Source organism: Pseudomonas sp. GW823-FHT02C05 (genome assembly GCF_058797595.1).
The window spans coordinates 74,247-96,416 of sequence record NZ_JBXAJU010000005.1; the positions used below are offsets into that span (position 1 = coordinate 74,247).

The 22,170-nt window shown below is 65.0% G+C and carries 21 protein-coding genes; 13 read left to right on the plus strand and 8 right to left on the minus strand.

The window, feature by feature from the left end:
* The first annotated feature begins 130 nt into the window (after positions 1–130).
* The 6 genes from dibA to AC1RGE_RS25565 all read left to right on the plus strand — a co-directional run bounded on the left by dibA (position 131) and on the right by AC1RGE_RS25565 (position 6,562).
* Positions 131–2,050, plus strand: a complete 1,920-nt coding sequence (gene dibA, locus AC1RGE_RS25540; RefSeq protein WP_011058570.1) for a phosphodiesterase DibA — start codon at positions 131–133, stop codon at positions 2,048–2,050.
* A gap of 300 nt (positions 2,051–2,350) precedes the next feature.
* Positions 2,351–2,533 carry a sulfur starvation response protein OscA gene (gene oscA / locus AC1RGE_RS25545; protein ID WP_011058571.1) on the plus strand — a complete coding sequence of 61 codons (183 nt, stop codon included), beginning with the start codon at positions 2,351–2,353 and terminating at the stop codon, positions 2,531–2,533.
* Between the two features lie 171 nt (positions 2,534–2,704).
* Entirely contained in the window at positions 2,705–3,715 is a 1,011-nt protein-coding gene (locus AC1RGE_RS25550; protein ID WP_011058572.1) for a sulfate ABC transporter substrate-binding protein, read from the plus strand.
* A 150-nt stretch (positions 3,716–3,865) separates the two neighbouring features.
* A complete protein-coding gene (cysT, locus tag AC1RGE_RS25555) occupies positions 3,866–4,684 on the plus strand; it encodes a sulfate ABC transporter permease subunit CysT (protein ID WP_011058573.1) in 819 nt (272 codons plus the stop codon).
* A gap of 12 nt (positions 4,685–4,696) precedes the next feature.
* Positions 4,697–5,569 carry a sulfate ABC transporter permease subunit CysW gene (cysW, locus tag AC1RGE_RS25560; protein WP_011058574.1) on the plus strand — a complete coding sequence of 291 codons (873 nt, stop codon included), beginning with the start codon at positions 4,697–4,699 and terminating at the stop codon, positions 5,567–5,569.
* A 3-nt stretch (positions 5,570–5,572) separates the two neighbouring features.
* A complete protein-coding gene (locus AC1RGE_RS25565) occupies positions 5,573–6,562 on the plus strand; it encodes a sulfate/molybdate ABC transporter ATP-binding protein (protein ID WP_011058575.1) in 990 nt (329 codons plus the stop codon).
* A 141-nt stretch (positions 6,563–6,703) separates the two neighbouring features.
* Here the strand turns inward: AC1RGE_RS25565 and AC1RGE_RS25570 are convergent, their stop codons facing one another.
* A complete protein-coding gene (locus tag AC1RGE_RS25570) occupies positions 6,704–7,228 on the minus strand; it encodes an Mpo1 family 2-hydroxy fatty acid dioxygenase (RefSeq protein WP_041115120.1) in 525 nt (174 codons plus the stop codon).
* Positions 7,229–7,330: 102 nt separating this feature from the next.
* Here AC1RGE_RS25570 and AC1RGE_RS25575 point away from each other — a divergent pair, with 102 nt between their 5' ends.
* A complete protein-coding gene (locus AC1RGE_RS25575) occupies positions 7,331–8,017 on the plus strand; it encodes a Crp/Fnr family transcriptional regulator (RefSeq protein ID WP_492585222.1) in 687 nt (228 codons plus the stop codon).
* Positions 8,018–8,378: 361 nt separating this feature from the next.
* Here AC1RGE_RS25575 and uraH read toward each other — a convergent pair whose 3' ends face one another.
* A complete protein-coding gene (gene uraH, locus AC1RGE_RS25580; protein ID WP_011058578.1) occupies positions 8,379–8,789 on the minus strand; it encodes a hydroxyisourate hydrolase in 411 nt (136 codons plus the stop codon).
* 99 nt (positions 8,790–8,888) lie between these two features.
* The gene (locus AC1RGE_RS25585) at positions 8,889–9,377 is read right to left on the minus strand and encodes a GlcG/HbpS family heme-binding protein (protein ID WP_072452175.1); all 489 of its coding nucleotides are present in this window, start codon (positions 9,375–9,377) and stop codon (positions 8,889–8,891) included.
* 136 nt (positions 9,378–9,513) lie between these two features.
* On the opposite strand from AC1RGE_RS25585, the gene AC1RGE_RS25590 reads away from it, so the two are divergent.
* Both AC1RGE_RS25590 and AC1RGE_RS25595 read left to right on the plus strand, forming a co-directional pair.
* Positions 9,514–10,194: a heavy metal response regulator transcription factor gene (locus AC1RGE_RS25590; protein WP_011058580.1), complete on the plus strand. Its 681-nt coding sequence runs from the start codon at positions 9,514–9,516 to the stop codon at positions 10,192–10,194.
* Positions 10,181–11,569 carry a heavy metal sensor histidine kinase gene (locus AC1RGE_RS25595; protein WP_492585224.1) on the plus strand — a complete coding sequence of 463 codons (1,389 nt, stop codon included), beginning with the start codon at positions 10,181–10,183 and terminating at the stop codon, positions 11,567–11,569. Before AC1RGE_RS25590 ends, AC1RGE_RS25595 begins: the two co-directional genes overlap by 14 nt.
* Before the next feature lie 116 nt (positions 11,570–11,685).
* Here the strand turns inward: AC1RGE_RS25595 and AC1RGE_RS25600 are convergent, their stop codons facing one another.
* Positions 11,686–12,690 carry an AraC family transcriptional regulator gene (locus AC1RGE_RS25600; protein WP_011058582.1) on the minus strand — a complete coding sequence of 335 codons (1,005 nt, stop codon included), beginning with the start codon at positions 12,688–12,690 and terminating at the stop codon, positions 11,686–11,688.
* Positions 12,691–12,789: 99 nt separating this feature from the next.
* Here AC1RGE_RS25600 and AC1RGE_RS25605 point away from each other — a divergent pair, with 99 nt between their 5' ends.
* Both AC1RGE_RS25605 and AC1RGE_RS25610 read left to right on the plus strand, forming a co-directional pair.
* A complete protein-coding gene (locus AC1RGE_RS25605) occupies positions 12,790–13,863 on the plus strand; it encodes a fatty acid desaturase (protein WP_220223525.1) in 1,074 nt (357 codons plus the stop codon).
* A 113-nt stretch (positions 13,864–13,976) separates the two neighbouring features.
* Positions 13,977–14,423: a pesticin immunity protein gene (locus tag AC1RGE_RS25610; protein WP_077933186.1), complete on the plus strand. Its 447-nt coding sequence runs from the start codon at positions 13,977–13,979 to the stop codon at positions 14,421–14,423.
* An 82-nt stretch (positions 14,424–14,505) separates the two neighbouring features.
* Here the strand turns inward: AC1RGE_RS25610 and AC1RGE_RS25615 are convergent, their stop codons facing one another.
* Genes AC1RGE_RS25615 through AC1RGE_RS25625 form a run of 3 tightly spaced genes read right to left on the minus strand, consistent with a single transcriptional unit; the run spans position 14,506 to position 18,538 of the window.
* The gene (locus AC1RGE_RS25615) at positions 14,506–16,116 is read right to left on the minus strand and encodes an arylsulfatase (RefSeq protein WP_236203004.1); all 1,611 of its coding nucleotides are present in this window, start codon (positions 16,114–16,116) and stop codon (positions 14,506–14,508) included.
* A 14-nt stretch (positions 16,117–16,130) separates the two neighbouring features.
* A complete protein-coding gene (locus tag AC1RGE_RS25620; protein ID WP_346625238.1) occupies positions 16,131–16,946 on the minus strand; it encodes an ABC transporter ATP-binding protein in 816 nt (271 codons plus the stop codon).
* Positions 16,943–18,538 carry an ABC transporter permease gene (locus AC1RGE_RS25625; protein WP_019095371.1) on the minus strand — a complete coding sequence of 532 codons (1,596 nt, stop codon included), beginning with the start codon at positions 18,536–18,538 and terminating at the stop codon, positions 16,943–16,945. Before AC1RGE_RS25625 ends, AC1RGE_RS25620 begins: the two co-directional genes overlap by 4 nt.
* A 368-nt stretch (positions 18,539–18,906) precedes the next feature.
* Here AC1RGE_RS25625 and AC1RGE_RS25630 point away from each other — a divergent pair, with 368 nt between their 5' ends.
* A complete protein-coding gene (locus AC1RGE_RS25630; protein ID WP_492585226.1) occupies positions 18,907–19,929 on the plus strand; it encodes an ABC transporter substrate-binding protein in 1,023 nt (340 codons plus the stop codon).
* Between the two features lie 151 nt (positions 19,930–20,080).
* Here AC1RGE_RS25630 and AC1RGE_RS25635 read toward each other — a convergent pair whose 3' ends face one another.
* On the minus strand, positions 20,081–21,001 hold the full coding sequence (locus AC1RGE_RS25635) for a LysR family transcriptional regulator (RefSeq protein ID WP_011058589.1): 921 nt from the start codon (positions 20,999–21,001) through the stop codon (positions 20,081–20,083).
* Positions 21,002–21,184: 183 nt separating this feature from the next.
* On the opposite strand from AC1RGE_RS25635, the gene AC1RGE_RS25640 reads away from it, so the two are divergent.
* Positions 21,185–22,090: a TauD/TfdA dioxygenase family protein gene (locus AC1RGE_RS25640; protein WP_011058590.1), complete on the plus strand. Its 906-nt coding sequence runs from the start codon at positions 21,185–21,187 to the stop codon at positions 22,088–22,090.
* Positions 22,091–22,170 lie beyond the last annotated feature (80 nt).

Consider the following 22,170-nt stretch of genomic DNA (forward strand, 5'->3'; position numbering starts at 1 on the left):
GATAAAGAAAAAAACAGCCCAGGCATTATCACTAAGCCCACTGAGAAAACCAGTCGCCCTTTCAGATAAGAGTGGCGGAATGTTTCTTCCTCTATAATCCCAAACTTTTCGTGTGGAAATAGACGGACTTATGTCGGTTTCTTATCGCAATGGTTTGCGTGCCGCGCTGCTCTATCTGCTGTTGTCGCTGGTCTGGTTGCAGTTCAGTGGTTACTTATTGAGCAGTTTCTTCGATGAGTTTTCCGATCGGGCCCATTGGCAACTGGTTGGCGGCTATGCCTGGGCGGTGGTCAGCGCGGTGCTGATCTTCTTCGCCCGGGCCCGTCTGCTGCGGGTGTTGGGGGCCGATCGCTGGCTGCGCCACCAGCAGAAGGACCGCGAGCGCCTGCGCCAGGCGGCGGCGGTGTTCGACTGCACCCGCGAAGGGGTGCTGGTGAGCGATACCCAGGGGCAGATCGTCCACGTCAACCGCGCCTTCATCGAAATCACCGGCTACCAGCGCGAAGAGGTGCTGGGCCGCCAGCCGAGCCTGTTCAAGTCCGGGCATCATTCGGCGCAGTTCTATCAATCGATGTTCGACTCGTTGCAGAAGACCGATGAGTGGAGCGGTGAAATCTGGAATCGGCGCAAGAGCGGCGAGATCTACCCGCAATGGCAGACCATCCGCGCGATCCGCGATGAGCAGGGCGAGCTGACTCATTACGTTGCGGTATTTTCCGACATCAGCGCGATCAAGGATTCCGAGCACGAGCTGGCTCACCTGGCCCATCACGATCCGCTGACCGACCTGCCCAACCGCCTGCTGTTCACCGACCGTGCCGAACAGGCCCTGGCTTCGGCGCAGATCCACAAGCGCGGCTGCGCCATGCTGATGATCGATCTGGACCACTTCAAGATGATCAACGACAGCCTGGGGCACAACGTCGGCGACCAACTGCTCAAGGCGGTTGCCGAGCGCCTGGGCGGGATGTTCGGCCCGGGCATCACCCTGGCGCGCCTGGGCGGCGACGAGTTCGCGGTGCTGGCCGAAAGCTGCCCGCAGCTGGTGCAGGCGGCGGCCCTGGCCCAGCGCATCATCGACGGCCTCAAGGAGCCCTTCCAGCTTGGCGAGCAGCAGGTGGTGATCAACGCCAGTATCGGTATCAGCCTGTTTCCCAGCGACGCGCTGAGTGCCAGCCAACTGCTGCGCAACGCCGATGCGGCGCTGTTCAAGGCCAAAAGCGCCGGGCGCAACGGTTACGCCCTGTACACCGAGGAGCTCACCGCCCATGCCCAGCAGCGGGTGGAAATCGCCTTCGAGCTGCGCCGCGCCCTGGACCAGCAGGAACTGCGGGTCTATTACCAGCCGGTGCACGACCTCAAGACCAGCCGCCTGGTAGGCGTCGAGGCCCTGGTGCGCTGGGAGCATCCCGAGCGCGGGCTGGTGTCGCCGGCGGAGTTCATACCGATTGCCGAGCGCACCGGGATGATTGCCGAGATCGATGCCTGGGTCATGCAGCAGGCTTGCCGGCAGATGTGCCAGTGGCAGGCCGATGGCGTGGTGCTGTCGTTTATCGCGGTGAATGTCTCGACCCGCCTGTTCGCCCGCAGCGAGCTGTACCAGCAGGTGGCCCAGGTGCTGCACGAGACCGGGCTGGACCCGGCCTACCTGGAGCTGGAAGTCACCGAAAGCGCGGTGATGGACGATCCCGAAGTGGCCCTGGAGCAGATGCACCGTTTGCGCGAGCTGGGTATTCGCCTGGCCATCGACGACTTCGGCACGGGCTACTCCTCCCTGCTGCGGCTCAAGCGCCTGCCGGTGCAGAAGCTCAAGATCGACCAGGGTTTTGTCGCCGGCCTGCCGTTCGACGAGGACGATGCAGCGATATCCCGGGTCATCATTGCCCTGGCCCAGAGCATGGGCATGCAGGTGCATGCCGAGGGTATCGAGCAGGTGGAACAGGCGCGTTTTCTTCTGGAACACGCCTGCGACCTGGGCCAGGGCTACTGGTTCGGCCGGCCGATGCCGGCGGCGCAACTGGTCTGGAGCAACGCCCCGCAGATCCGTTGATCCCTGTAGCCGCTGGCGCAGGCTGCGAACGGTTTGGGCGGCATACCGACGTGGCAGGCGCGGTGTTGAGGTTTGGCGCAAGGGCGCCAGGCAAGGCCCTGGGGGCCTTTGCGCAGCCTCGCTGAAGCTCGGCAGCGGCTACAGGGTTGGGGCTAAGCTGCTGTCAGCTCGAATAATTTCTTCTGGTTATATAAACATTCTTAAATAGTATTTTTAAGAATATCCGGCCCTATCTAGTATTGCTCCCACGCCGCAAGCAGTGCCGCCACTGCCAGGCACATCCCACTCAGGAGCAACACCATGAGCGCATCTCTACGTAGCGTTGACGGCCAGGACGAAGCAACCATCTTGCGGGAAATTCAAAGCGCACTGCGCGACCTGCGCTTCGGTGCGGTGGAAATCACCGTGCACAACGCCCAGGTCGTGCAGATCGAACGCAAGGAAAAATTCCGTCTGCAGCAGCCCGGCCACAAACCGAGTTGAAAGTACCTCGCTGAACACCGCGTCACCCTCTCGCGAACGAGAGGCCCGACTGGTCAACCGGAGGGCGTTATCCATGACCCCCTGCACGAATCCCAGCGTTCCTTTTCGAATGCGGGCTGAAATCGCCATAAGAAAAATGCCAGCACCTTAAAAAATTTCAGGAGCTTCACCATGTCGTCGATTCGCCGTTATGCCCTGGCCGCCCTCGCCAGCGCCGTTTTCGCCGGTTCCGCCGTTGCCAAGGACTATGAGCTGCTCAATGTGTCCTATGACCCGACCCGTGAGCTGTACCAGGATTACAACGCCGAGTTCGTGAACTTCTGGAAGAAGGACCACCCGGGCGACAACGTGAAGATCCAGCAATCCCACGGTGGCTCGGGCAAGCAGGGCCGGGCGGTGATCGACGGCCTGCGCGCCGACGTGGTGACCCTGGCCCTGGCCGGTGACATCGACGAAATCGCCAAGCTCGGCAAGACCCTGCCGGCGGACTGGCAGAAGCGCCTGCCCGACGCCAGCACGCCCTACACCTCGACCATCGTGTTCCTGGTGCGCAAGGGCAACCCCAAGGGCATCAAGGATTGGGGCGACCTGATCAAGAAAGACGTCTCGGTGATCACCCCGAACCCGAAAACGTCCGGTGGTGCACGCTGGAACTTCCTCGCCGCCTGGGCCTACGGCCTGAAGGCCGGTGGCAGTGAGGCCAAAGCTCAGGAATACGTGAAAGAACTGTTCAAGCACGTACCGGTACTGGACACCGGGGCCCGCGGCTCGACCATCACCTTCGTCAACAACGGCCAGGGCGACGTGCTGCTGGCCTGGGAAAACGAAGCTTTCCTGGCCCTCAAGGAAGACGGCGGCGCCGACAAGTTCGATATCGTCGTGCCTTCGCTGTCGATCCTCGCCGAGCCACCGGTGGCGGTGGTGGACAAGAACGCCGAGAAGAAAGGCAACACCCAGATCGCCGAGGCCTACCTCAAGCACCTGTACAGCCCGGCCGGCCAGGAAATTGCCGCGAAGAACTTCTACCGCCCACGGGACAAGGACATCGCCGCCAAATATGCCCAGCAGTTCCCGAAACTGGACCTGGTAACTATCGACAAGGACTTCGGCGGCTGGAAAACTGCCCAACCGAAATTCTTCAATGACGGTGGTGTGTTCGACCAGATCTACACGGCGCAATAACCCTGTTGTAGGGGCTGGCTTGCCAGCGAAGGCGCCCCTGAGGGCAAAGCACGACTTGCGGGCCCTTTGGCCGGCAAGCCGGCTCCTACCAGGCAGAGCCCGCATTGAGTTGCGGGTTTTGCGTATCCGTTTCGTTAACCAAGGACTCTTATGTCGCGTCGTATCTCCCCCGTCATACCCGGCTTCGGGCTGACGCTGGGCTACACCTTGGTGTACCTCAGCCTGATTGTGCTCATCCCCCTGGCGGCGATGTTCGTGCATGCCGCGCAACTTACCTGGGAACAGTTCTGGGCGATCATTTCGGCGCCACGGGTGCTCGCCGCGCTCAAGCTGAGCTTCGGTACCGCGTTGTATGCGGCCATCATCAACGGCGTCATCGGCACCCTGCTGGCCTGGGTCCTGGTGCGCTACAGCTTCCCCGGGCGCAAGATCATCGATGCCATGATCGACCTGCCATTCGCCCTGCCCACCGCCGTGGCGGGCATTGCCCTGACCGCGCTCTACGCGCCCACCGGCCTGGTGGGGCAGTTCGCCACCGACCTGGGTTTCAAGATCGCCTACACCCCCCTGGGCATCACCCTGGCACTGACCTTCGTCACCCTGCCATTCGTGGTGCGCACGGTGCAGCCGGTGCTGGCGGACATCCCTCGTGAAGTGGAAGAAGCCGCCGCCTGCCTGGGTGCCAAGCCGTGGCAGGTGTTCCGCCATATCCTGGTACCGGCCCTGCTGCCGGCCTGGCTCACCGGTTTTGCCCTGGCCTTTGCCCGGGGCGTGGGCGAGTACGGCTCGGTGATCTTCATCGCCGGCAACATGCCGATGAAGACCGAGATCCTGCCCCTGCTGATCATGGTCAAGCTCGACCAGTACGATTACACCGGCGCCACTTCCATCGGCGTGCTGATGCTGGTGGTTTCCTTCATTCTGCTGCTGCTGATCAACCTGCTGCAGCGACGCATCGAACGACCTTAAGGAGGCGCGACCATGTCCCAATCGTCCATTTCCGCCGCGTCCTCCGCCAACGCCGCCCGCCGTGGCAGCGCCACCTCGCGGCGCCTGCTGATCGGCCTCGGCTGGCTGATCTTCGCCCTGTTCCTGCTGCTGCCGCTGTTCATCGTGGTGTCCCAGGGCCTGAAGCTCGGCCTGGGGGCGTTCTTCGATGCGATCTTCGAGCCCGACGCCCTGTCGGCGCTGAAACTCACGGTGATCGCGGTGCTGATCTCGGTGCCCCTGAACCTGGTGTTTGGGGTCAGCGCGGCCTGGTGCGTGAGCAAGTACTCGTTCCGCGGCAAGAGCATCCTGGTGACCCTGATCGACCTGCCGTTCTCGGTGTCGCCGGTGATCGCCGGCCTGGTCTATGTGCTGATGTTCGGCGCCCAGGGCCTGTTCGGCCCGTGGCTTTCGGACCACGACATCCAGATCGTCTTCGCCTTGCCGGGCATTGTCCTGGCCACCATCTTCGTCACCGTGCCCTTCGTTGCCCGGGAACTGATCCCGCTGATGCAGGAGCAGGGCACCCAGGAAGAGGAGGCCGCCAGGTTGCTGGGGGCCAATGGCTGGCAGATGTTCTGGCACGTCACCGTGCCCAACATCAAATGGGGCCTGATCTACGGCGTGGTGCTGTGTACCGCCCGGGCCATGGGTGAGTTCGGCGCGGTGTCGGTGGTTTCCGGGCACATTCGCGGGGTCACCAACACTCTGCCGCTGCACGTGGAAATCCTCTACAACGAGTACAACCACGTCGCCGCCTTTGCCGTCGCCAGCCTGTTGCTGATCCTTGCGTTGTTCATCCTGCTGCTCAAGCAGTGGAGCGAATCCCGAATCAACCGCCTGCGCGCCAGCGCCGCGGAGGAATAAGTCATGTCGATCGAAGTCCGTAACGTCAGCAAGAACTTCAACGCCTTCAAGGCCCTGAACAGCATCAACCTGGACATCCAGAGCGGCGAGCTGGTGGCCCTGCTGGGCCCGTCCGGCTGCGGCAAGACCACCCTGCTGCGGATCATCGCCGGGCTGGAAACCCCGGACCAAGGCAGCATCGTGTTCCACGGCGAGGATGTCTCGGGCCACGACGTGCGTGATCGCAACGTCGGTTTCGTGTTCCAGCACTACGCCCTGTTCCGCCACATGAGCGTGTTCGACAACGTTGCCTTCGGCCTGCGCATGAAGCCGAAGAACCAGCGCCCCAGCGAGAGCAAGATCGCCGAGAAGGTCCACGAGCTGCTGAACATGGTGCAGCTGGACTGGCTCTCAGACCGTTACCCGGAACAGCTCTCCGGCGGCCAGCGCCAGCGTATCGCCCTGGCCCGCGCCCTGGCGGTGGAGCCCAAGGTGCTGCTGCTGGACGAACCCTTCGGCGCCCTCGACGCCAAGGTGCGCAAGGAGCTGCGGCGCTGGCTGGCGCGGCTGCACGAAGACATCAACCTGACTTCGGTATTCGTTACCCACGACCAGGAAGAAGCCATGGAAGTGGCCGACCGCATCGTGGTGATGAACAAGGGCGTGATCGAGCAGATCGGTTCCCCGGGCGAGGTCTACGAGAACCCGGCCAGCGACTTCGTCTACCACTTCCTCGGCGACTCCAACCGCCTGCACCTGGGGGAGGACAACCACGTGTTGTTCCGGCCTCACGAAGTGTCGCTGTCGCGTTCCGAACTGGAAGACCACCACGCCGCCGAAGTGCGGGATATCCGTCCGCTGGGGGCCACCACCCGGGTGACCCTGAAGGTGGAAGGGCAGAGCGAACTGATCGAAGCCGAAGTGGTGAAGGACCACGACAGCCTGATCGGCCTGGCCCGTGGCGAAACCCTGTTCTTCAAGCCCAAGGTCTGGCAGAAACACGCCAGCCTCTGACCCCGCCGACATCACGCCCGCTGTAGGAGCTGGCTTGCCAGCGAAAGCGTCCTTCAGGTTTGCACCTGGCTCGAAGGCCTCTTCGCCGGCAAGCCGGCTCCTGCGGGGGCCGGCCCAATATTCCCGAAGCGTTCCCGGGCTTCAGACCATGGCTTTCTTGTGCCGCAGGGCCACCGGCCCGGAACGCTGCTCGATGGCCTGCTTCAGGTCATGGCGCAGGCCCAGCAGGAAGGCCAGTTCGGCCACCACGAACAGCGGGCCGACAATCAGCCCCGAAAGGTCGTCGACGAAGGCCGGCTTGCGGCCCTCGTAGTAATGGCCGATGAACTGGATCACCCAACCGATCACGAACAGGCCCAGGCCGCTGCTCAGCCAGAGCCCGGTACTTTGTGCCGCCAGCACCTGGCCGGCCCACACCGATAGCGCCATCAGCACCGTCATCAGCACCCCCAGGCGCACTTCCAGGCGCAGGTAGAACACTGATGCGGCCAGGGCCAGCAGCAACGCCGGCGACCACGACAGCCCGGCCATGCTCCAGGCGGGACGCGACAACAGCACGGCCACCGCCACCACGATCATCGGAATGCCGATAAAGTGGCTGGCGATATTGCGCGGGTCGCGGTGGTAGGCGGCGTATTGACTGAGATGATCAACGAGGCTTTTCATTGTTGTTCCTCCGTTAGGGTGGCTCGATCATGCCCGGCGGCGGTGCTCGGCTCTGTCAGCTAGGCGACAATCATTGCGATGCCCTGAGGGAAAGACCTGTTCATGGACCTGCACCAGTGGCGTGAATGCCTGATGACCGGCCAGTGGTTCAGCCACCTGCCGGATTCCTTACAGAATAGTTTGCTCGACAGTGCGCGCCTGCGCCGGCTGACGGCGGGGCAGTGCCTGTTCCGGCGCGGCGATCCGCCCTGCGGGCTGTACGCGGTGCTCGAGGGCACGGTGCGGGTGGGCGCGGTCAGCGAGCAGGGCAAGGAGGCCTTGCTGAGCCTGATGGAAGCGCCCCACTGGTTCGGCGAGATCTGCCTGTTCGACGGCCAGCCCCGTACCCACGATGCCTACGCCGAGGGCGCCTGCACCCTGCTCCAGGTGCCGCAGGCGAACCTGCTGCAACTACTGGAGCAGCAGCCGCAATACTGGCGCCAGTTCGCCCTGCTGATGAGCCATAAACTGCGCCTGGCCTTTATCAACCTGGAGCAGTTGAGCCTGATGCCGGCCCCGGCGCGGGTGGCCAGCCGCCTGTTGGCGATGGCCGCCGGCTACGGTGAAGTGGCCCAGGCCCGCCGCGTGCTGCAATTGCCCCAGGAACAACTGGCGCTGATGCTCTCGCTGTCGCGCCAGACCACCAACCAGATCCTCAAGGAGCTGCAGCACCAGGGCATCCTGCGCCTGAGCTATGGGGAGATTGAAATCCTCGACACCGAGCGCCTGCGCGCCCTGACCTCGCCATAGAAGCCCCCGGATGTCCCTGCCTCCCGTAGGAGCTGGCTTGCCAGCGAAGGGGCCCGCGAGATTGCCTTCGCCGGCAAGCCGGCTCCTACAGAAACCCCCACGTTGTCCCTGCCTCCCGTAGGAGCTGGCTTGCCAGCGAAGAGGCCCGCGAGATAGCCTTCGCCGGCAAGCCGGCTCCTACAGAAACCCCCGCGATGTTCCTGCCTCCCGTAGGAGCTGGCTTGCCAGCGAAGAGGCCCGCGAGATTGCCTTCGCCGGCAAGCCGGCTCCTACAGAAACCCCCCGCGTTGTTCCTGCCTCCCGTAGGAGCTGGCTTGCCAGCGAAGAGGCCCGCGAGATCGCCTTCGCCGGCAGCCGGTTCCTACGAGCCACGATAGGTCGAGAACCCATAAGGGCTGAGCAACAACGGAATGTGGTAATGCTGCTCGGTCTGCCTGACCTCGAAGATCACCGGGATCTCCGGAAAGAAGGTCTCGCGCTTGGCTTGCCTGAAGTACTCGCCGGTCTTGAACACCACCCGATACTCGCCGGCCGTCAGCGCCCGGCCCGCCGGAAACAGCTCGGCAATCCGCCCCTGCTCATTGGTCACCCCTTCGGACAAGGGCTTCCAGTCCTGGCCCACCTGCTGCTCCAGGGTCACCTTGACCCCCGGCGATGGCAGGCCGTTCTCCAGGTTCAGCACGTGCACGCTCAACGGATTGCCTGCCGCCAGGGCCAGGCTCGACAAACCACACAGGCCGATGGCCGCCAGACTATTACGCAAAACATTCATGCCCCACTCCTTCCTCGATTGAACAAACAACAGAACCTGTAGCCGCTGCCGAGCCCGCGAGGCTGCGAACGACCGCAACGCGGGCGCAGGCTTTCACGATCACTCACGACCGGCCTCGGCAGCCAACCCCACCCGCTGCGCGGCCTGGAGCGCACACGCCTCGTCCTGCGCTGCGCCACCGGCCCCGGCAATCCCGATGGCCCCCACCAACTGCTTGCCGGCAAACAACGCAAGGCCGCCACCGAGCAACAACAGCTCCGGCAAGGTATTGAGATTGGCCGCCTCGGGGTTGTTGCGCGCCCGTTCGGCGAACAGCCGGCTCGAAGTCTTGGTCGACAGCGCGGTGTAGGCCTTGCGCTGGCTGGCCGGGCCGTTGTGCGGGCCCACCCCATCGCCGCGCATCGCCACCAGCAGGTTGCCGCCACGGTCCAGCACCGATACCGCCGCGGTGCACTGGGCCAGGCTGGCATCGGCCAGCTGGCGGGCGGCGGCCAGGTCCAGTTCGGCATGGCGCGGCAGTTCGAGCGCCGCCAGGGCCGTGCCGGCGAGGCTCAGGCCGAGGCCCAGGACAAGAGGTTTGCAGATCATCGAACGAGCTCCATAAAGACCGGTGGCCACCTTAGCCAGCGCACTCCGTCAGAACTCCGTCGTCTTGATTACAAGTTTGTAATGGGCAAGCGGGCGCCGGGCGCCTAGCCTGTGCCGATCATTTCCGAGGTGCGCCATGCGTTTGCTGGTAGTTGAAGACGAAGCCAAGACCGCCCATTTCCTTGCCAAGGGCCTGGGAGAATCCGGCTTTGCCGTGGACGTGGCCCTGAACGGCCTGGACGGGCGCTATTTCATCGAGCAGCAGGAGTACGACCTGATCATCCTCGACGTCATGCTCCCCGGCCTCAACGGCTGGCAGTTGCTGCAACTGGTGCGCCAGCGCGGTGCCACCCCGGTGCTGTTCCTCACCGCCCGCGACGCTATCGAGGACCGGGTCCGCGGCCTGGAACTGGGCGCCGACGACTACCTGCTCAAGCCCTTCGCCTTTGCCGAGCTACTGGCCCGGGTGCGCACCCTGCTGCGCCGCGGACCGCTGCGCGAGGCCGAGTCCTTCAGCATCGCCGACCTGGAGATCGACGTGCTGCGCCGTCGCGTCAGCCGTGGCGGCCAGCGCATCGCCCTGACCAACAAGGAGTTCGCCCTGCTGCACCTGTTGGCCAGCCGCCAGGGCGAAGTGCTGTCGCGGACCCTCATCGCCTCCCAGGTGTGGAACCTGAACTTCGACAGCGACACCAACATGGTGGAAGTAGCGGTACGAAGGTTGCGGGCCAAGGTCGACGACCCCTACATGCCCAAGCTGATCCACACCGTGCGTGGCGTCGGCTACCAGCTGGAAGCCCCGGATGAAGCGCTCTAGTTCCATCGCCTGGCGGCTGGCCCTGGCCTTTGCCGCGGTCTGCGCCCTGGTGCTCAGCGTGATCGGGGTGTTCCTCTACCGTTCCCTGGCCGGGGAAATCGCCTACCGCGACGACCTGGCCCTGCTCGGCCGCCTGGAACAGGTGCGGGCCCTGCTGCAGGACAGCGACAGCCTGGATGCCCTGCAAGCCCGGCCCCGGCTGTACCAGAACATGCTGGGCAACCAGGAAAGCCTGCTGCTGGTGCTGCGGGCCGATGGCTCGACGGTGATCGACATCAACCCGCGCCGGCAGCCCCTGCCCGCGCTCGACCCCATTGCGCTGCAACAGGCGCCGCAACGCACCGATGTCCGCCTCTGGCCGGGGCCGGACGATGTGCCGGTGGCGCTGCTGGCGGGCCAGGCCCGGGGGCCCAAGGGCGAAGCCCTGACCGTGGTCGCCGGCAAGGTTCTCAGCGAGCGCGAGCAGATGCTCGCCAGTTACCGCCTGCGCCTGTACCTGGCGGTGGGGCTGGGGGCCTTGCTGGCCTTCGCCCTGGGCCTGCTGCTGTTGCGCCGGGGCTTGCAGCCCTTGCGCCAGCTCAGCGAAGCGGCCCGCCAGATCGACCTGCGCAGCCTCGACCGGCGCCTGCACACCAACGGCATCCCGGCGGAATTCCACGAGCCGGTGCAGGCCCTGAACGCCATGCTGGCGCGCCTGGAAGAGAGTTTTGAGCGTCTGTCGCAATTTTCCGCCGACCTGGCCCACGAGATCCGCACGCCGTTGCACAACCTCCTGGGCAGCAATGGCCTGGCCTTGAACCAGCCGCGCAGTGCGGCGGAGTACCAGGAAGTGCTGGCCTCCAACATGGAAGAGTTCGAGCGCCTGGGGCGCATGGCCGAGAACCTGCTGTTCCTGGCCCGGGCCGAGCAGGCCGATGCGGTGCTGGACCTGCAGGTACTGTCACTGGGCTGTGTCGGGGCGCAACTGTGCGACTACTTCGAAGCCCTGGCCGACGACCGCCAGTTGCGCCTGGAGAACGGTTTTTCCGGCGAGCTGCGGGCTGACCAGCAATTGCTGCAACGGGCCCTGGGCAACCTTCTGGCCAATGCCGTGCGTCATGCCGATGCAGGGTCGCTGATCCGCCTGCGGCGCCACGACGAAGCGGGCTGGTGCTGGTTGCAGGTGCACAACCAGGGCCCGGCGATCGCCCCCGAGCACCTGCCCCGGCTGTTCGACCGTTTCTACCGGGTCGACCCGTCCCGAGCCGAGCCGGGGGACTCCGGGGGCCTGGGGCTGGCCATCGTGCACTCGATCATGCTGCTGCATGGCGGCCAGGTGCGGGTCACGAGCGATGAGCAGGCCACGGTATTCGAACTGGGCTTCCCCCTCCTGTAGCCACTGCCGAGGCTGCGACAAGGCCGCCAGGCCTTCAGCGGCCTGCAGTATTTGCGCCCGCGTTGCGGTCGTTCGCAGCTTCGCAGGCTCAGCAGCGGCTACAAGGCTGCTGGGGCTTAGCGCAGGCCGTCGCGAAACTGCCCCGGGGTCATCCCGGTCCAGCGCTTGAATGCCCGGCTGAAACTGCTGGCATCGGCAAAGCCCAGCAGGTAGCTGATCTCGCTCAGGGAGCATTCCAGGTCCCGCAGGTGCAGCAGGGCGAGGTTTTCCCGGCATTCGTTGAGCAGGGTGTCAAAGCGCGTGCCTTCATCCGCCAGGTGCCGTTGCAGGCTGCGCAGGCTCAGGTGCAGGGCCTGGGCCACTCGCTCCGCCGAAGGTTCGCCTTCGGGCAATTGGGCTTCGATCACCCCGCGTACCTTGCGCTCCCAGGTCAGGGGCCGCAGTTGCAGGAGGGTGCGCTTGAGCACCGCTTCGTTGTGCTCGGCCAGCTCCGGGTTGGCGTCGTCCAGGTGGCTGTCGAAATCGTGCAGGCCGAACTCCAGGCAGTCGTCCACGGCGGCGAACTGCACCGGGCAGCGGAATACCTTGTGCCACTGGCTCGGGTCCGCCGGGGCCGGGCGCCGCAATTGCACGGCCAACGGCGCGTAGTCACGGCCCAGGCGGTTGCGGCAGGTGCGCACGTAGATCGCGGCAAAGGCGTCGATGGCTTCGAAGGCCGGTTGCGGCGCGCCTTCGGGCACCTTGAGGAAGAACCGGTAGCGGTCCGCTTCCCGGGTCAGGGCCAGTTCCAGGGCGTCGCTGACCACCTGGTGATAACGCACGATGCGCTCGAACACTTCCCGCAGGCTGCCGCTGGCCACCAGGGCGTAGCCCAGGGCATGGAAGGTGGTGGGGCTGACAAAGCGCGACACCCGCAGGCCGATGGCCGGGTCGCCGCTGGCCTGCACGGCGAGATGCCACAGGCGGGTGGTGGCCGACAGCGGGTAGCGGGCGTTGGGGTCGTCCATCAATTGCGGGTCGAGCCCGGCTTCGCGGCACAGTGCGGCGCTGTCGAGGTCCAGAGCGTCCAGTTGCTTGCGCAAGGCGCGGGTCCAGCTGGCAAGGGAGGTGGCTTCGGTCATGCGATTGGCGCGTCCGGTCAACAGGTTGGCGTTTACGGCTAGCGCCCGGAGCCGGGGCTCGGGGCAGGATGCACACATCACTGACCAGAGGATGGAATCATGCAGGGTATTTCTGCAAGCCCCGAGCGGATGAACGCACAGCAGCGGGCGGCGCATGTACGCCAGGTGGTCCTGGCCCGGGGTGATGAACTGCGCCGGCGTTTTCCCTTGCTGCGGCACCAGGACGCGCTGGGCGCGGGGATCCTTGCGTTCGCTCTGTCGGGGATGCTGGGGTCAGCGCTGCTCTATGTCACGGGTCACCTGGCCTGGTGGGCGTGCCTGCTGCTCAATGCCTTTTTCGCCTCCCTGACCCACGAGCTGGAACACGACCTGATCCACAGTATGTACTTTCGCAAGCAGCGCCTGCCCCACAACCTGATGCTGGGGCTGGTGTGGCTGGCGCGGCCGAGTACCATCAACCCCTGGGTGCGCCGCCACCTGCACCTGAATCATCACAAGGTGTCCGGCAGCGAGAGCGACATCGAGGAGCGCGCCATCACCAACGGCGAGCCCTGGGGCATCGCCCGCCTGCTGATGGTGGGGGACAACATGATGGCGGCCTTCATCCGCCTGCTGCGGGCGCCGGGGGCCAGGCGCAAGCTGGGCATCCTCGTTCGTACCCTGGCGGTGTACGCGCCGCTGGCATTGCTGCATTGGGGCGCCTGGTATGTGTTCCTGGGCTTTCATGGGGCCAACGGCGTGGCCGCCCTGCTGGGCAGCCCGATCCAGTGGTCGCAAGACACCGTGTCGCTGATGCACTACGTCGATATCGCCGTGGTGGTGATCATCGGCCCCAACGTGCTGCGCACCTTCTGCCTGCACTTTGTCAGTTCCAACATGCACTACTACGGCGACATCGAGCCGGGCAACGTGATCCAGCAGACCCAGGTGCTCAACCCCTGGTGGATGTGGCCGTTGCAGGCCTTCTGCTGCAACTTCGGCAGCACCCACGGCATCCACCATTTCGTGGTCAGGGAGCCGTTCTACATCCGCCAGATGACGGCATCGGTGGCGCATAAAGTGATGGCCGAGATGGGCGTGCGCTTCAACGATTTCGGCACTTTTGCCCGGGCCAACCGCTTTACCCGGCAGGAGCGCGAAGCGATGCAACCGGCGCATAACGCCCGGGCTTGAGGGGGCGGACTGTCTTTCTGGTTAAATATCCAAGGACCGATAACGTTAAGCCAAGGTCACGCGGTGCCGGGAAACGCCCGGAATCCGCGAAGAGGCAACGACAGGGAGACAGTATGGGCAGTGCGGTAAGGCGATTGATCGCCGTTGCCTTGATGAGTGTGGGCAGCGTGTCGCTGGCCGACTCGGTGGCGCAGGGCAGTGACGAGGCACTGGCGCTGAGTATCTTGAAGCATCTGGAAGTGAACGGTTTTCGCAATTCCTTGCGGCCGCGGCATTACCCGGACGGCACCACGCTGGGCCAGACGCCCTATCGGATCTACGAGAAGGCCGCAGGCGCCGAGGGCACCTACAGCGCGGTGGACGAAGAGCAAAGCTGGGTCTACAGCGTCAGAGTGATGGAGCAGGGGAAGCAGGGCATCGCCATCTGTTTTGTCGACCAGAGCCTGCGCGGCAGCTACTTGGCCGCTTCGCCGTTGCGGGTCGAGAAAAACCGGGCTGGGCATTACGTCGTGGTCAAGGAACTGCCGAAAACCCCGGCTTGCCGCATCACCCGAGGCTGAGGCCAGCGCCTGGCGCAGCCCGGGGGACGCTTTTCGCTGGCAAGCCAGCTCTTACATGGTCCGATTGCCAGCTCCCACCGGGTCAATCGGGCTGGAACGGTGATTCGCTGAGGATCACTCCGGTTTCATCCACGTAGCGCTGCCATTCTTCCAGCAGGGTGCGCAGTTTTTCCGGCTGGCTGTGGGCCAGGTCGTGAATCTCCCCCGGGTCCTGGCCCAGGTCGTACAGCTGCCACGTCGCCGGGCCCACGGGGCCGGGGATGTACACCGCCTTCCACTGGCCCTGGCGAATTGCCCGGCGGCCGAACAGCTCCCAGCCGGTTACCGTTTGTTCGTCATGCACCCGGGCGGTTTCGCCGGAGAGAAAGCCCAGCCACGACTTGCCCCGCAGTGGCGCCACATCGCGCCCGCGCCAGCGCTTGCCCGGGTGGCGCACGCCGGCCAGGTCGAGCAGGGTCGGAGTAATGTCCATCACCGTGCCGAAGCCGTGGCTGATCTGCCCCTTGAGCGGCAGTTGCGGGTAGTGCAGCAGCGCCGGCACGCGAATTCCGCCCTGGGTGGTGAAGGCCTTGAACAGCCGCGATGGCGCGGTGGCCGCCTGGGCCCAGGCCGGGCCGTACCAGACGTAGGAGTTGGCCCGGCCGATGTTCTCCAGGCGGTTGTCATAGTGCTGGTTGAGGTAGGTCAAAAGCTCCGGGCCGAACTTGGGGAAGGCTTCCAGCAGCGCGCCCTCGGCACCGTTGTCGGACATGAACAGGATCAGGGTGTTGTCCAGCTGGCCTTGCTGGCGCAGGTAGTCCACCACCCGGCCGATGTTCCAGTCCATGCGCTCGACCATCGCCGCATACACCTCCATGGCCCGTGCCGACACCTGGCGCTGTTCTTCGCTGAGGGCGTTCCATTCGGCGTTCAGGTTGATCAGCGGATGGGGCTCGACCTGCGGGTCCACCAGGCCCAGGGCCTGGAGTTTTTCCAGGCGCTCGCGGCGCAGCACTTCGGGGCCGGCGTCATAGCGGCCCCGGTACTTGGCGACGATTTCCTCCGGAGCCTGCAGCGGCCAATGGGGCGCCGAGAACGGCAGGTAGGCGAAGAACGGCCGGCTCTGGTCGCGCTCTTTCAGGTACTGCAAGAGCTTGTCGCCAAAGGCATCGGAGGAATAGAAACCCGCTGGCAGTTCATCGATGAAGCGGTCGTCCTCGATGTACAGCGCCGGCGTGGATTTGAGCAGCCCGGGGGTGTGCTCGTCGTAGGTCGGCTCGAAGCCGTAGTGGTTGGCCGCCCCCGGCAACAGCGAGAACGAGCGCTCGAAGCCCCGGGCATGGGGCGCGCGTTCGGCAGTCAGCCCCAGGTGCCATTTGCCGCTCATCAGGGTCTGGTAGCCGGCCTCGCGCAGCAGTTCCGGCAGGGCCACCACGCGGTCGTTGAGGTAACCCTCATAGCCCGGCTTGCCGATCAGCTCGGGGGTCAGGGCTTCGGCCATGGTGCCGATCCCGGCGATGTGATGGTCGGTGCCGGTGAGCAGCATGGAGCGGGTTGGCGAGCAGGTGGGGGCGGTGTGGAAGTCGGTCAGGCGCAGGCCACCTGCGGCCAGGGCGTCGAGGTTCGGCGTGGCGATCTCGCCGCCGAAGGCTCCGAGGTCGGAGAAGCCCAGGTCGTCGGCCAGGATCACTAGAAAGTTGGGACGTTGCGGCATCGCGGCACTCCTGTTCAGCAAGCAATGAAGGTCAAGGGCAGGTCGCGGATCTGTACCGGCGAAGGCGCCTGGTAGAGCTCGTCGCGGGTCAGTTCGTGAAGCAGCTCCTCACGCAGTTGGTGGAAGTCGAAACTGCTGCGCTGGCGTGGGTGCGGCAAGGCCACTTGGACCACGCGCTTGATCCGCCCCGGGCGCGGCTCCATCACCACCACCCGGTCGGCGAGGAAAATCGCTTCCTCGACATCGTGGGTCACCAGCACCGTGGTGATCTTGGCCCGCTCGCGGATCGCCAGCAGTTCGTCCTGCATCTGTTGGCGGGTCAGGGCGTCGAGGGCGCCGAAGGGTTCGTCCAGCAGCAGGATCCGCGGGCTGGCCACCAGCCCACGGGCAATGGCCACCCGTTGCGCCATGCCGCCGGAGAGCTGATGGGGATAGGCCCGGGTGAAATCCTTGAGGCCCACCAGTTCGATGAATTCGCCGACCCGCTGCTGGCGCTCGGCGGCGCTCAGGGGCTCGTTGACCAGGCCCAGGCCGATGTTCTCGGCCACCGTCAGCCAGGGGAACAGGCGGTGTTCCTGGAACACGATGCCGCGCTCGCCGCCGATGCCGCTGACGGCCTTGCCGTCGACCCGGATCTGGCCACGAAACTCGGTGTCCAGGCCGATCAGCAGGCGCAGCAGGGTGGACTTGCCGCAACCGCTGGAACCGACGATGGCGACGAACTCGCCTTCGGCGATGTCCAGGTTGAATTCGCGGATCGCCTCCACCTCGCCACCGGCGACGGCGAAGGTCTTGCCCACGTGAGTGAAACTGACCAGGGGTGCGTTCATGCGTGTCTCCAGCGGGTGGCGCGAAGTTCGAGTTGTTGCCCGATCAGGTTGAGCAGGGCCCCGGTAAGGCCCACCAGGAGCATGCCGGCCATGATCAGGTCCATGCGTAGCAGTTGCTGGGCGCTGATCATCTGGCTGCCGATGCCGCCGTTGGACGGCATGAAGTATTCCGCGCCGATGGTGCCCAGCCAGGCGTAGATCAGGCTGATGCGCAGGCCGGCGAAAATCCCCGGCGCGGCGCCGGGCAGCACCAGCCGGCGCAGCCGTTGCCAGAGGTTCAGGCGCAGTACCTGGGCGGCTTCCGCCAGTTGCGGCGAGAGCTGGGCGACGCTGCGCTGGGTGGCGATGAACAGCGGGAAGAATGCGGCCAGGGCGACGAACACCCACTTGGCCAGTTCCCCCAGGCCGAACCAGGCGGTGAGCAGCGGCACCCAGGCGAAGATGGCGATCTGGCGGATGGCGGCCAGGGTCGGGCCCAGCAGGCGTTCACTGAACCGCGACAGGCCCAGCAGCAGGCCAAAGGCAAAGCCCAGGCCGCCGCCCAGCAGAAGGCCGCCGAGGGTGCGGCCCAGGCTCAGGCCCATGCCCCCCAGCAGGCTGCCATCGAGCAGGCCGTTGCCGGTGGTGGCGAGTACCGCCAGGGGGCTGGGCAGGATGTTCGGGTCGACCCACTGCTGGTCGCTCGCCACTTGCCACAGGGTTAGCAGCGCCAGGGGCAGCAGCCAGGGTTGCAGGCGCTGCCAGCCCTGGTAGCGCGGGCCGCGACGGAATTCGGCGGTGGCCGGGTGCGGCCAGTGCACCAGCCGGCGGTCGAGCCAGCCGATGCCGCGGTCCATGCACACCCCCAGCAGGCCGATCACCAGGATGCACACGAAGACGATGTCCAGCATGAACAGCTGGCGTGCCCAGACCATCAGGTAGCCGATGCCTTCGCTGGAGGCCAGCAGTTCCACTGCCAGCAGCGAGGTCCAGCCGGTGGCCAGCGCCAGGCGCACCCCGGCCATGAAGGCCGGCAGCGCAGCGGGCAGCACCAGGCGGCGCACCAGCAGCGCCGGCGGCAGGCGCAGCACCGCGGCGGCTTCCCGCAGCCGGGGCTGGGCATCGCGCACGCCCACTAGGGTGTGCAGGGTCACGGGCACCACCACCGCCTTGATCAGCACCACTAGCTTGAGCACTTCGCCGATGCCGAAAAACACCATGAACAGCGGGATCCAGGCCAGGGTGGGGATCTGCGACAGGGCGCCGAAGGTGGGAAACACCAGGCGCTCCAGGCGTCGGCTGAAGCCCAGGGCACCCCCCAGCAGGGCGCCGGCGGCGATACCCGCCAGCAGGCCCCAGAACAGCCGTTGCAGGCTGATCGCCAGATGGCTCCACAGCTCGCCGTGGGCCAGCTCCAGGGCACTGCTCCAGACCAGGGCCGGGGCCGGCAGGATCTGTTCGCTCATCCATTGATTGCGGCTGGCCAGCCACCACAGGGCGAACAGGCTGATGGGCAACAGCCAGGGCAGCAGCCGCTGGCTGATCAGGGGCCAGCCCGGGCGTCCGTCGGACGGCGCCGCCAGGGGCAGGCTGAGCAGGGAAACACGGGCCATGGATGACCTCCGTCGTCGGGTACTGCATGGCGTGGGTCGATGCCGTAGGGGCTGGCTTGTCGGCGAATCAGCGTTTGAGGGCCTCTTCGCTGGCAAGGCGGTTTCTACGTATTATGCATTTGTGATCTATTAAAATTATTATCAATTCTATTAAGAGATAAGAAAGGCCATTTAAGGCTTCTCGCCGACACGCATCCAATGCATTTGAAGAATATTTTTCATGCATTTCATGCATATCCCCGGGGACGCCCGTGGCAGCTGGCTTATTCGATATGGTTATTAAAATGTGAATTTATAGTATTTAAATGTTGAACGATTCAGTGCCTACCTTTTGCTCCTCTCAGCCTTTGCCACCAGGAGCCGCACCCATGAACCTTCCCTTCAAACGCGTCATCAGCCTGTTCGCCGCCCTGGCCCTGGCGGGGCTCCTGGGCTGCCTGCCGCTGCTGGCCCAGGCCGACGAACTCAAGGAAATCCGCATTGCCGTGCCCGACCTCAGTGCCGGCACCCAGCACAGCGGCGGTGGGGTGGTGGATGTGCTGCGCCAGCAACAGATCTTTGAAAAGGCCTTCGCCGACCAGGGCATCAAGATCCATTGGAATTTCTTCAAGGGCGCAGGCCCGGTGATCAACGAGGCCTTCGCCAACGGCCAGGTGGACCTGGCGTACCTGGGGGACCTGGCCGCCATCATCGGCAAGTCCAACGGCCTGGATACCCGCCTGCTCAGCGCCTCGGCCCGTGGGGTCAAGCACTATCTGGGGGTGGTGCCGGGTTCGGGGATCAAGACCCTAGAAGACCTCAAGGGCAAGCGCGTAGCGGTGTTCCGTGGCACTGCCACCCAGCTGTCGTTCGACGCGGCCCTGGCCAGCCGGGGCCTGAGCGAGAAGGACCTGAAGGTGGTCAACCTTGACTTCAACGCGGCGGTGGCGGCCCTGGCGGCCAAGCAGATCGATGCGTCCTGGGGCAGCACCGGGCTTTCCGCCCTGCGCAGCAAGGGCCTGGCCGAACTGCCCCTGAGCACCAAGGACCTGGGCGGTGCCGGCAGCGTGCAGAGCGTGCTGGTGGGCGCCGGCAAGTTTGTCGACGAGCATCCCGAGGCCGTGGCAAAACTGCTCAAGGCCCAGCAGCAGGCCGTAGAGTGGCTGACCCAGGACAGCAACAAGGAAGCCTACATCCAGTTGGTTTCGGGGCTGGCCAGCTACCCGCCGGTGATCTTGCAGGATGACCTCAAGGACCAGCGCCTGAGCGAGATCTTCCCCTCGACCCTGGACCCGGTGTTCCTCGGCAAACTGCAGGATTCGGTAGACCTGGCGGCCAAGGAACGCTTGATTCGCAAGCCGTTCAAGGTGGATGCCTGGGTCGCCCCGCAGTTGGCCGCTGCCGGCCTGTAAACCCCTTCCTGAACCCCTGTAGCCGCTGCCGCAGGCTGCGTTCGGCACCGTAGGGGCCGCCAGTGCCGGCAACGCGGTCTACCTGGAGGAGCCGGGTGCCGTCTTGCGCCGACTGTGTCGTCGTTCGCAGCCTTCGGCAGCGGCTACAGGGTCAGACGGCGATGCTGTGGGTTTGCTGGTCGACCGCCACCAGCACTTCGATCATCTTGCGCGCCGCCGGCGACAGGCGAAAACCGCTGCGGCTGACGATGCCGCAACGGGCATTCAGGCTGTCGATGTTCTGCGGCAGGTTGCGCCAGTGCAGCAGCGCCAGCGAACCCTGGGCGATGTCTTCGGCAAAGGCCTCGGCGGTGCCCACGCCGATGGCATTGGACTGGCGGACGATCTTCACCAGCGCCGGAAAGTGCTCGGTCTCGATGGTCGGGGAAAAATCGATGCGTCCGCTGAGGTTGGCCAGCAGCTTGCGGATCCCCGGGGGGATCAGGGTGGTGGCCAGGGGGTAATCGAACATGTCGTTGGTGGACAGGCTCTCCTTGGCCAGCAGCGGGTGCCCGGGGCGGCAGAAGAACACCCCGCGCTTGGGCGTCAGGGGCTGGGTCTGGTAGTTCGGGTCGGCCTCGAAATGGCGGATATCGGCAATAAAGAATTCGATCTCTTCGCGGTTCAGGCTGCGGCTGAGTTTTTCCCAGTTGTCCACGGCAAAGCAGGTGCGCACCTTCGGGTGGGCACTGGTGAATTGCGCCACCGCATCGGGCACCAACTTCACCGCCGGGGCCGGGCCGCAGCCGAAGCGCACTTCGCCGGCGTCGAGCTTGGTCATCTGGGTCACTTCGCTGCTGAGCAAGGCCGCCCCCTGCACCAGGCTCAAGGCGTGCTGCAGCACCACCTGGCCTTCCGGGGTGGGGCGAAGATCCTTGTTGCCGCGGTCCACCAGCACGCAGCCGAACTCCTGTTCCAGGCCCTGGATACTGCGGCTGAAGGCCGGCTGGGTGATGCCCATGGCGTCGGCGGCGCGGACAAAACTGCGGTGTTCATTGAGGGCGATGAAGTAACGCAATTGGCGAAGATCCATATGCTTTCCCGGCATCCGAAAAATAGCTCGAAGGCATTTGCGACGAGTGAGGAATGAGGTTTTAAATGCAAGCTCTTATTCCGTCAACGAAGCATGTAGTTATCTATTAGATCTAAATTGAATATAGATAGAGCGTTGTTTCGCGGCGGTTCCACCGTAAGCAGTCCGATGAGGGTGTACCTGATGAGCAATGCCGCCTTAGCCGTTCAACCTGCTGTTCATGCCCTTGATATTCACCCGGTGGCCGGCCGTATCGGCGCCGAGATCCGTGGCGTGCAACTGTCCGGCGATCTCGACGCCGCCACCGTGGAAGCGATCCGGCAAGCGCTGGTGCAGTACAAGGTGATTTTCTTCCGTGGCCAGACCCACCTCGACGACCAGAGCCAGGAAGCCTTCTCGCACCTGCTGGGCGAACCGGTGGCCCACCCCACCGTGCCGGTACGCGACGGCACCCGCTACCTGATGGAGCTGGATGGCGCCCAGGGCCAGCGGGCCAACTCCTGGCACACCGACGTGACCTTCGTCGACGCCTACCCCAAGGCCTCGATCCTGCGCTCGGTGGTGGCCCCGGCCTCCGGTGGCGACACCGTCTGGGCCAACACCGCCACGGCCTACAACGAACTGTCGGCGGAACTGCGGGAGCTGGCGGACAAGCTCTGGGCGGTGCACAGCAATGAATACGACTACGCCGGGGCCAAGCCGGACGTTTCGGCGGAGAAGCTGGAGCGTTACCGCAAGGTGTTCACCTCCACGGTGTTCGAGACCGAGCACCCGATCGTTCGCGTGCACCCCGAGAGCGGTGAAAAGAGCCTGGTACTGGGGCACTTCGTGAAGCGCATCAAGGGCTATTCCCAGGCGGACTCGGCGCATCTGTTCGGCTTGCTGCAAAGCCACGTCACCCGTCTGGAAAACACCGTGCGCTGGCGCTGGAGCGCAGGGGACGTAGCGATCTGGGACAACCGCTCGACCCAGCACTATGCCGTGGACGACTACGGCACCCAGGACCGCATCGTGCGCCGCGTGACCCTCAAGGGCGACGTCCCGGTGGGCGTCCACGGCCAGCGCAGCCAGACCACCAAAGGCCTCTGACCCGCCCCCTCAAGCCCCTACGGGCATTTACCCGATGAACCTGCCCACTGTAGGAGCTGGCTTGCCAGCGAAGGCGCCCT

Bases quoted from the DNA above. Each gene is read 5' to 3' on its own strand.
- dibA (WP_011058570.1), top strand. From the start codon at position 131: ATGTCGGTTTCTTATCGCAATGGTTTGCGTGCCGCGCTGCTCTATCTG.
- oscA (WP_011058571.1), top strand. From the start codon at position 2,351: ATGAGCGCATCTCTACGTAGCGTTGACGGCCAGGACGAAGCAACCATC.
- AC1RGE_RS25550 (WP_011058572.1), top strand. From the start codon at position 2,705: ATGTCGTCGATTCGCCGTTATGCCCTGGCCGCCCTCGCCAGCGCCGTT.
- cysT (WP_011058573.1), top strand. From the start codon at position 3,866: ATGTCGCGTCGTATCTCCCCCGTCATACCCGGCTTCGGGCTGACGCTG.
- cysW (WP_011058574.1), top strand. From the start codon at position 4,697: ATGTCCCAATCGTCCATTTCCGCCGCGTCCTCCGCCAACGCCGCCCGC.
- AC1RGE_RS25565 (WP_011058575.1), top strand. From the start codon at position 5,573: ATGTCGATCGAAGTCCGTAACGTCAGCAAGAACTTCAACGCCTTCAAG.
- AC1RGE_RS25570 (WP_041115120.1), bottom strand. From the start codon at position 7,228: ATGAAAAGCCTCGTTGATCATCTCAGTCAATACGCCGCCTACCACCGC.
- AC1RGE_RS25575 (WP_492585222.1), top strand. From the start codon at position 7,331: ATGGACCTGCACCAGTGGCGTGAATGCCTGATGACCGGCCAGTGGTTC.
- uraH (WP_011058578.1), bottom strand. From the start codon at position 8,789: ATGAATGTTTTGCGTAATAGTCTGGCGGCCATCGGCCTGTGTGGTTTG.
- AC1RGE_RS25585 (WP_072452175.1), bottom strand. From the start codon at position 9,377: ATGATCTGCAAACCTCTTGTCCTGGGCCTCGGCCTGAGCCTCGCCGGC.
- AC1RGE_RS25590 (WP_011058580.1), top strand. From the start codon at position 9,514: ATGCGTTTGCTGGTAGTTGAAGACGAAGCCAAGACCGCCCATTTCCTT.
- AC1RGE_RS25595 (WP_492585224.1), top strand. From the start codon at position 10,181: ATGAAGCGCTCTAGTTCCATCGCCTGGCGGCTGGCCCTGGCCTTTGCC.
- AC1RGE_RS25600 (WP_011058582.1), bottom strand. From the start codon at position 12,690: ATGACCGAAGCCACCTCCCTTGCCAGCTGGACCCGCGCCTTGCGCAAG.
- AC1RGE_RS25605 (WP_220223525.1), top strand. From the start codon at position 12,790: ATGCAGGGTATTTCTGCAAGCCCCGAGCGGATGAACGCACAGCAGCGG.
- AC1RGE_RS25610 (WP_077933186.1), top strand. From the start codon at position 13,977: ATGGGCAGTGCGGTAAGGCGATTGATCGCCGTTGCCTTGATGAGTGTG.
- AC1RGE_RS25615 (WP_236203004.1), bottom strand. From the start codon at position 16,116: ATGCCGCAACGTCCCAACTTTCTAGTGATCCTGGCCGACGACCTGGGC.
- AC1RGE_RS25620 (WP_346625238.1), bottom strand. From the start codon at position 16,946: ATGAACGCACCCCTGGTCAGTTTCACTCACGTGGGCAAGACCTTCGCC.
- AC1RGE_RS25625 (WP_019095371.1), bottom strand. From the start codon at position 18,538: ATGGCCCGTGTTTCCCTGCTCAGCCTGCCCCTGGCGGCGCCGTCCGAC.
- AC1RGE_RS25630 (WP_492585226.1), top strand. From the start codon at position 18,907: ATGAACCTTCCCTTCAAACGCGTCATCAGCCTGTTCGCCGCCCTGGCC.
- AC1RGE_RS25635 (WP_011058589.1), bottom strand. From the start codon at position 21,001: ATGGATCTTCGCCAATTGCGTTACTTCATCGCCCTCAATGAACACCGC.
- AC1RGE_RS25640 (WP_011058590.1), top strand. From the start codon at position 21,185: ATGAGCAATGCCGCCTTAGCCGTTCAACCTGCTGTTCATGCCCTTGAT.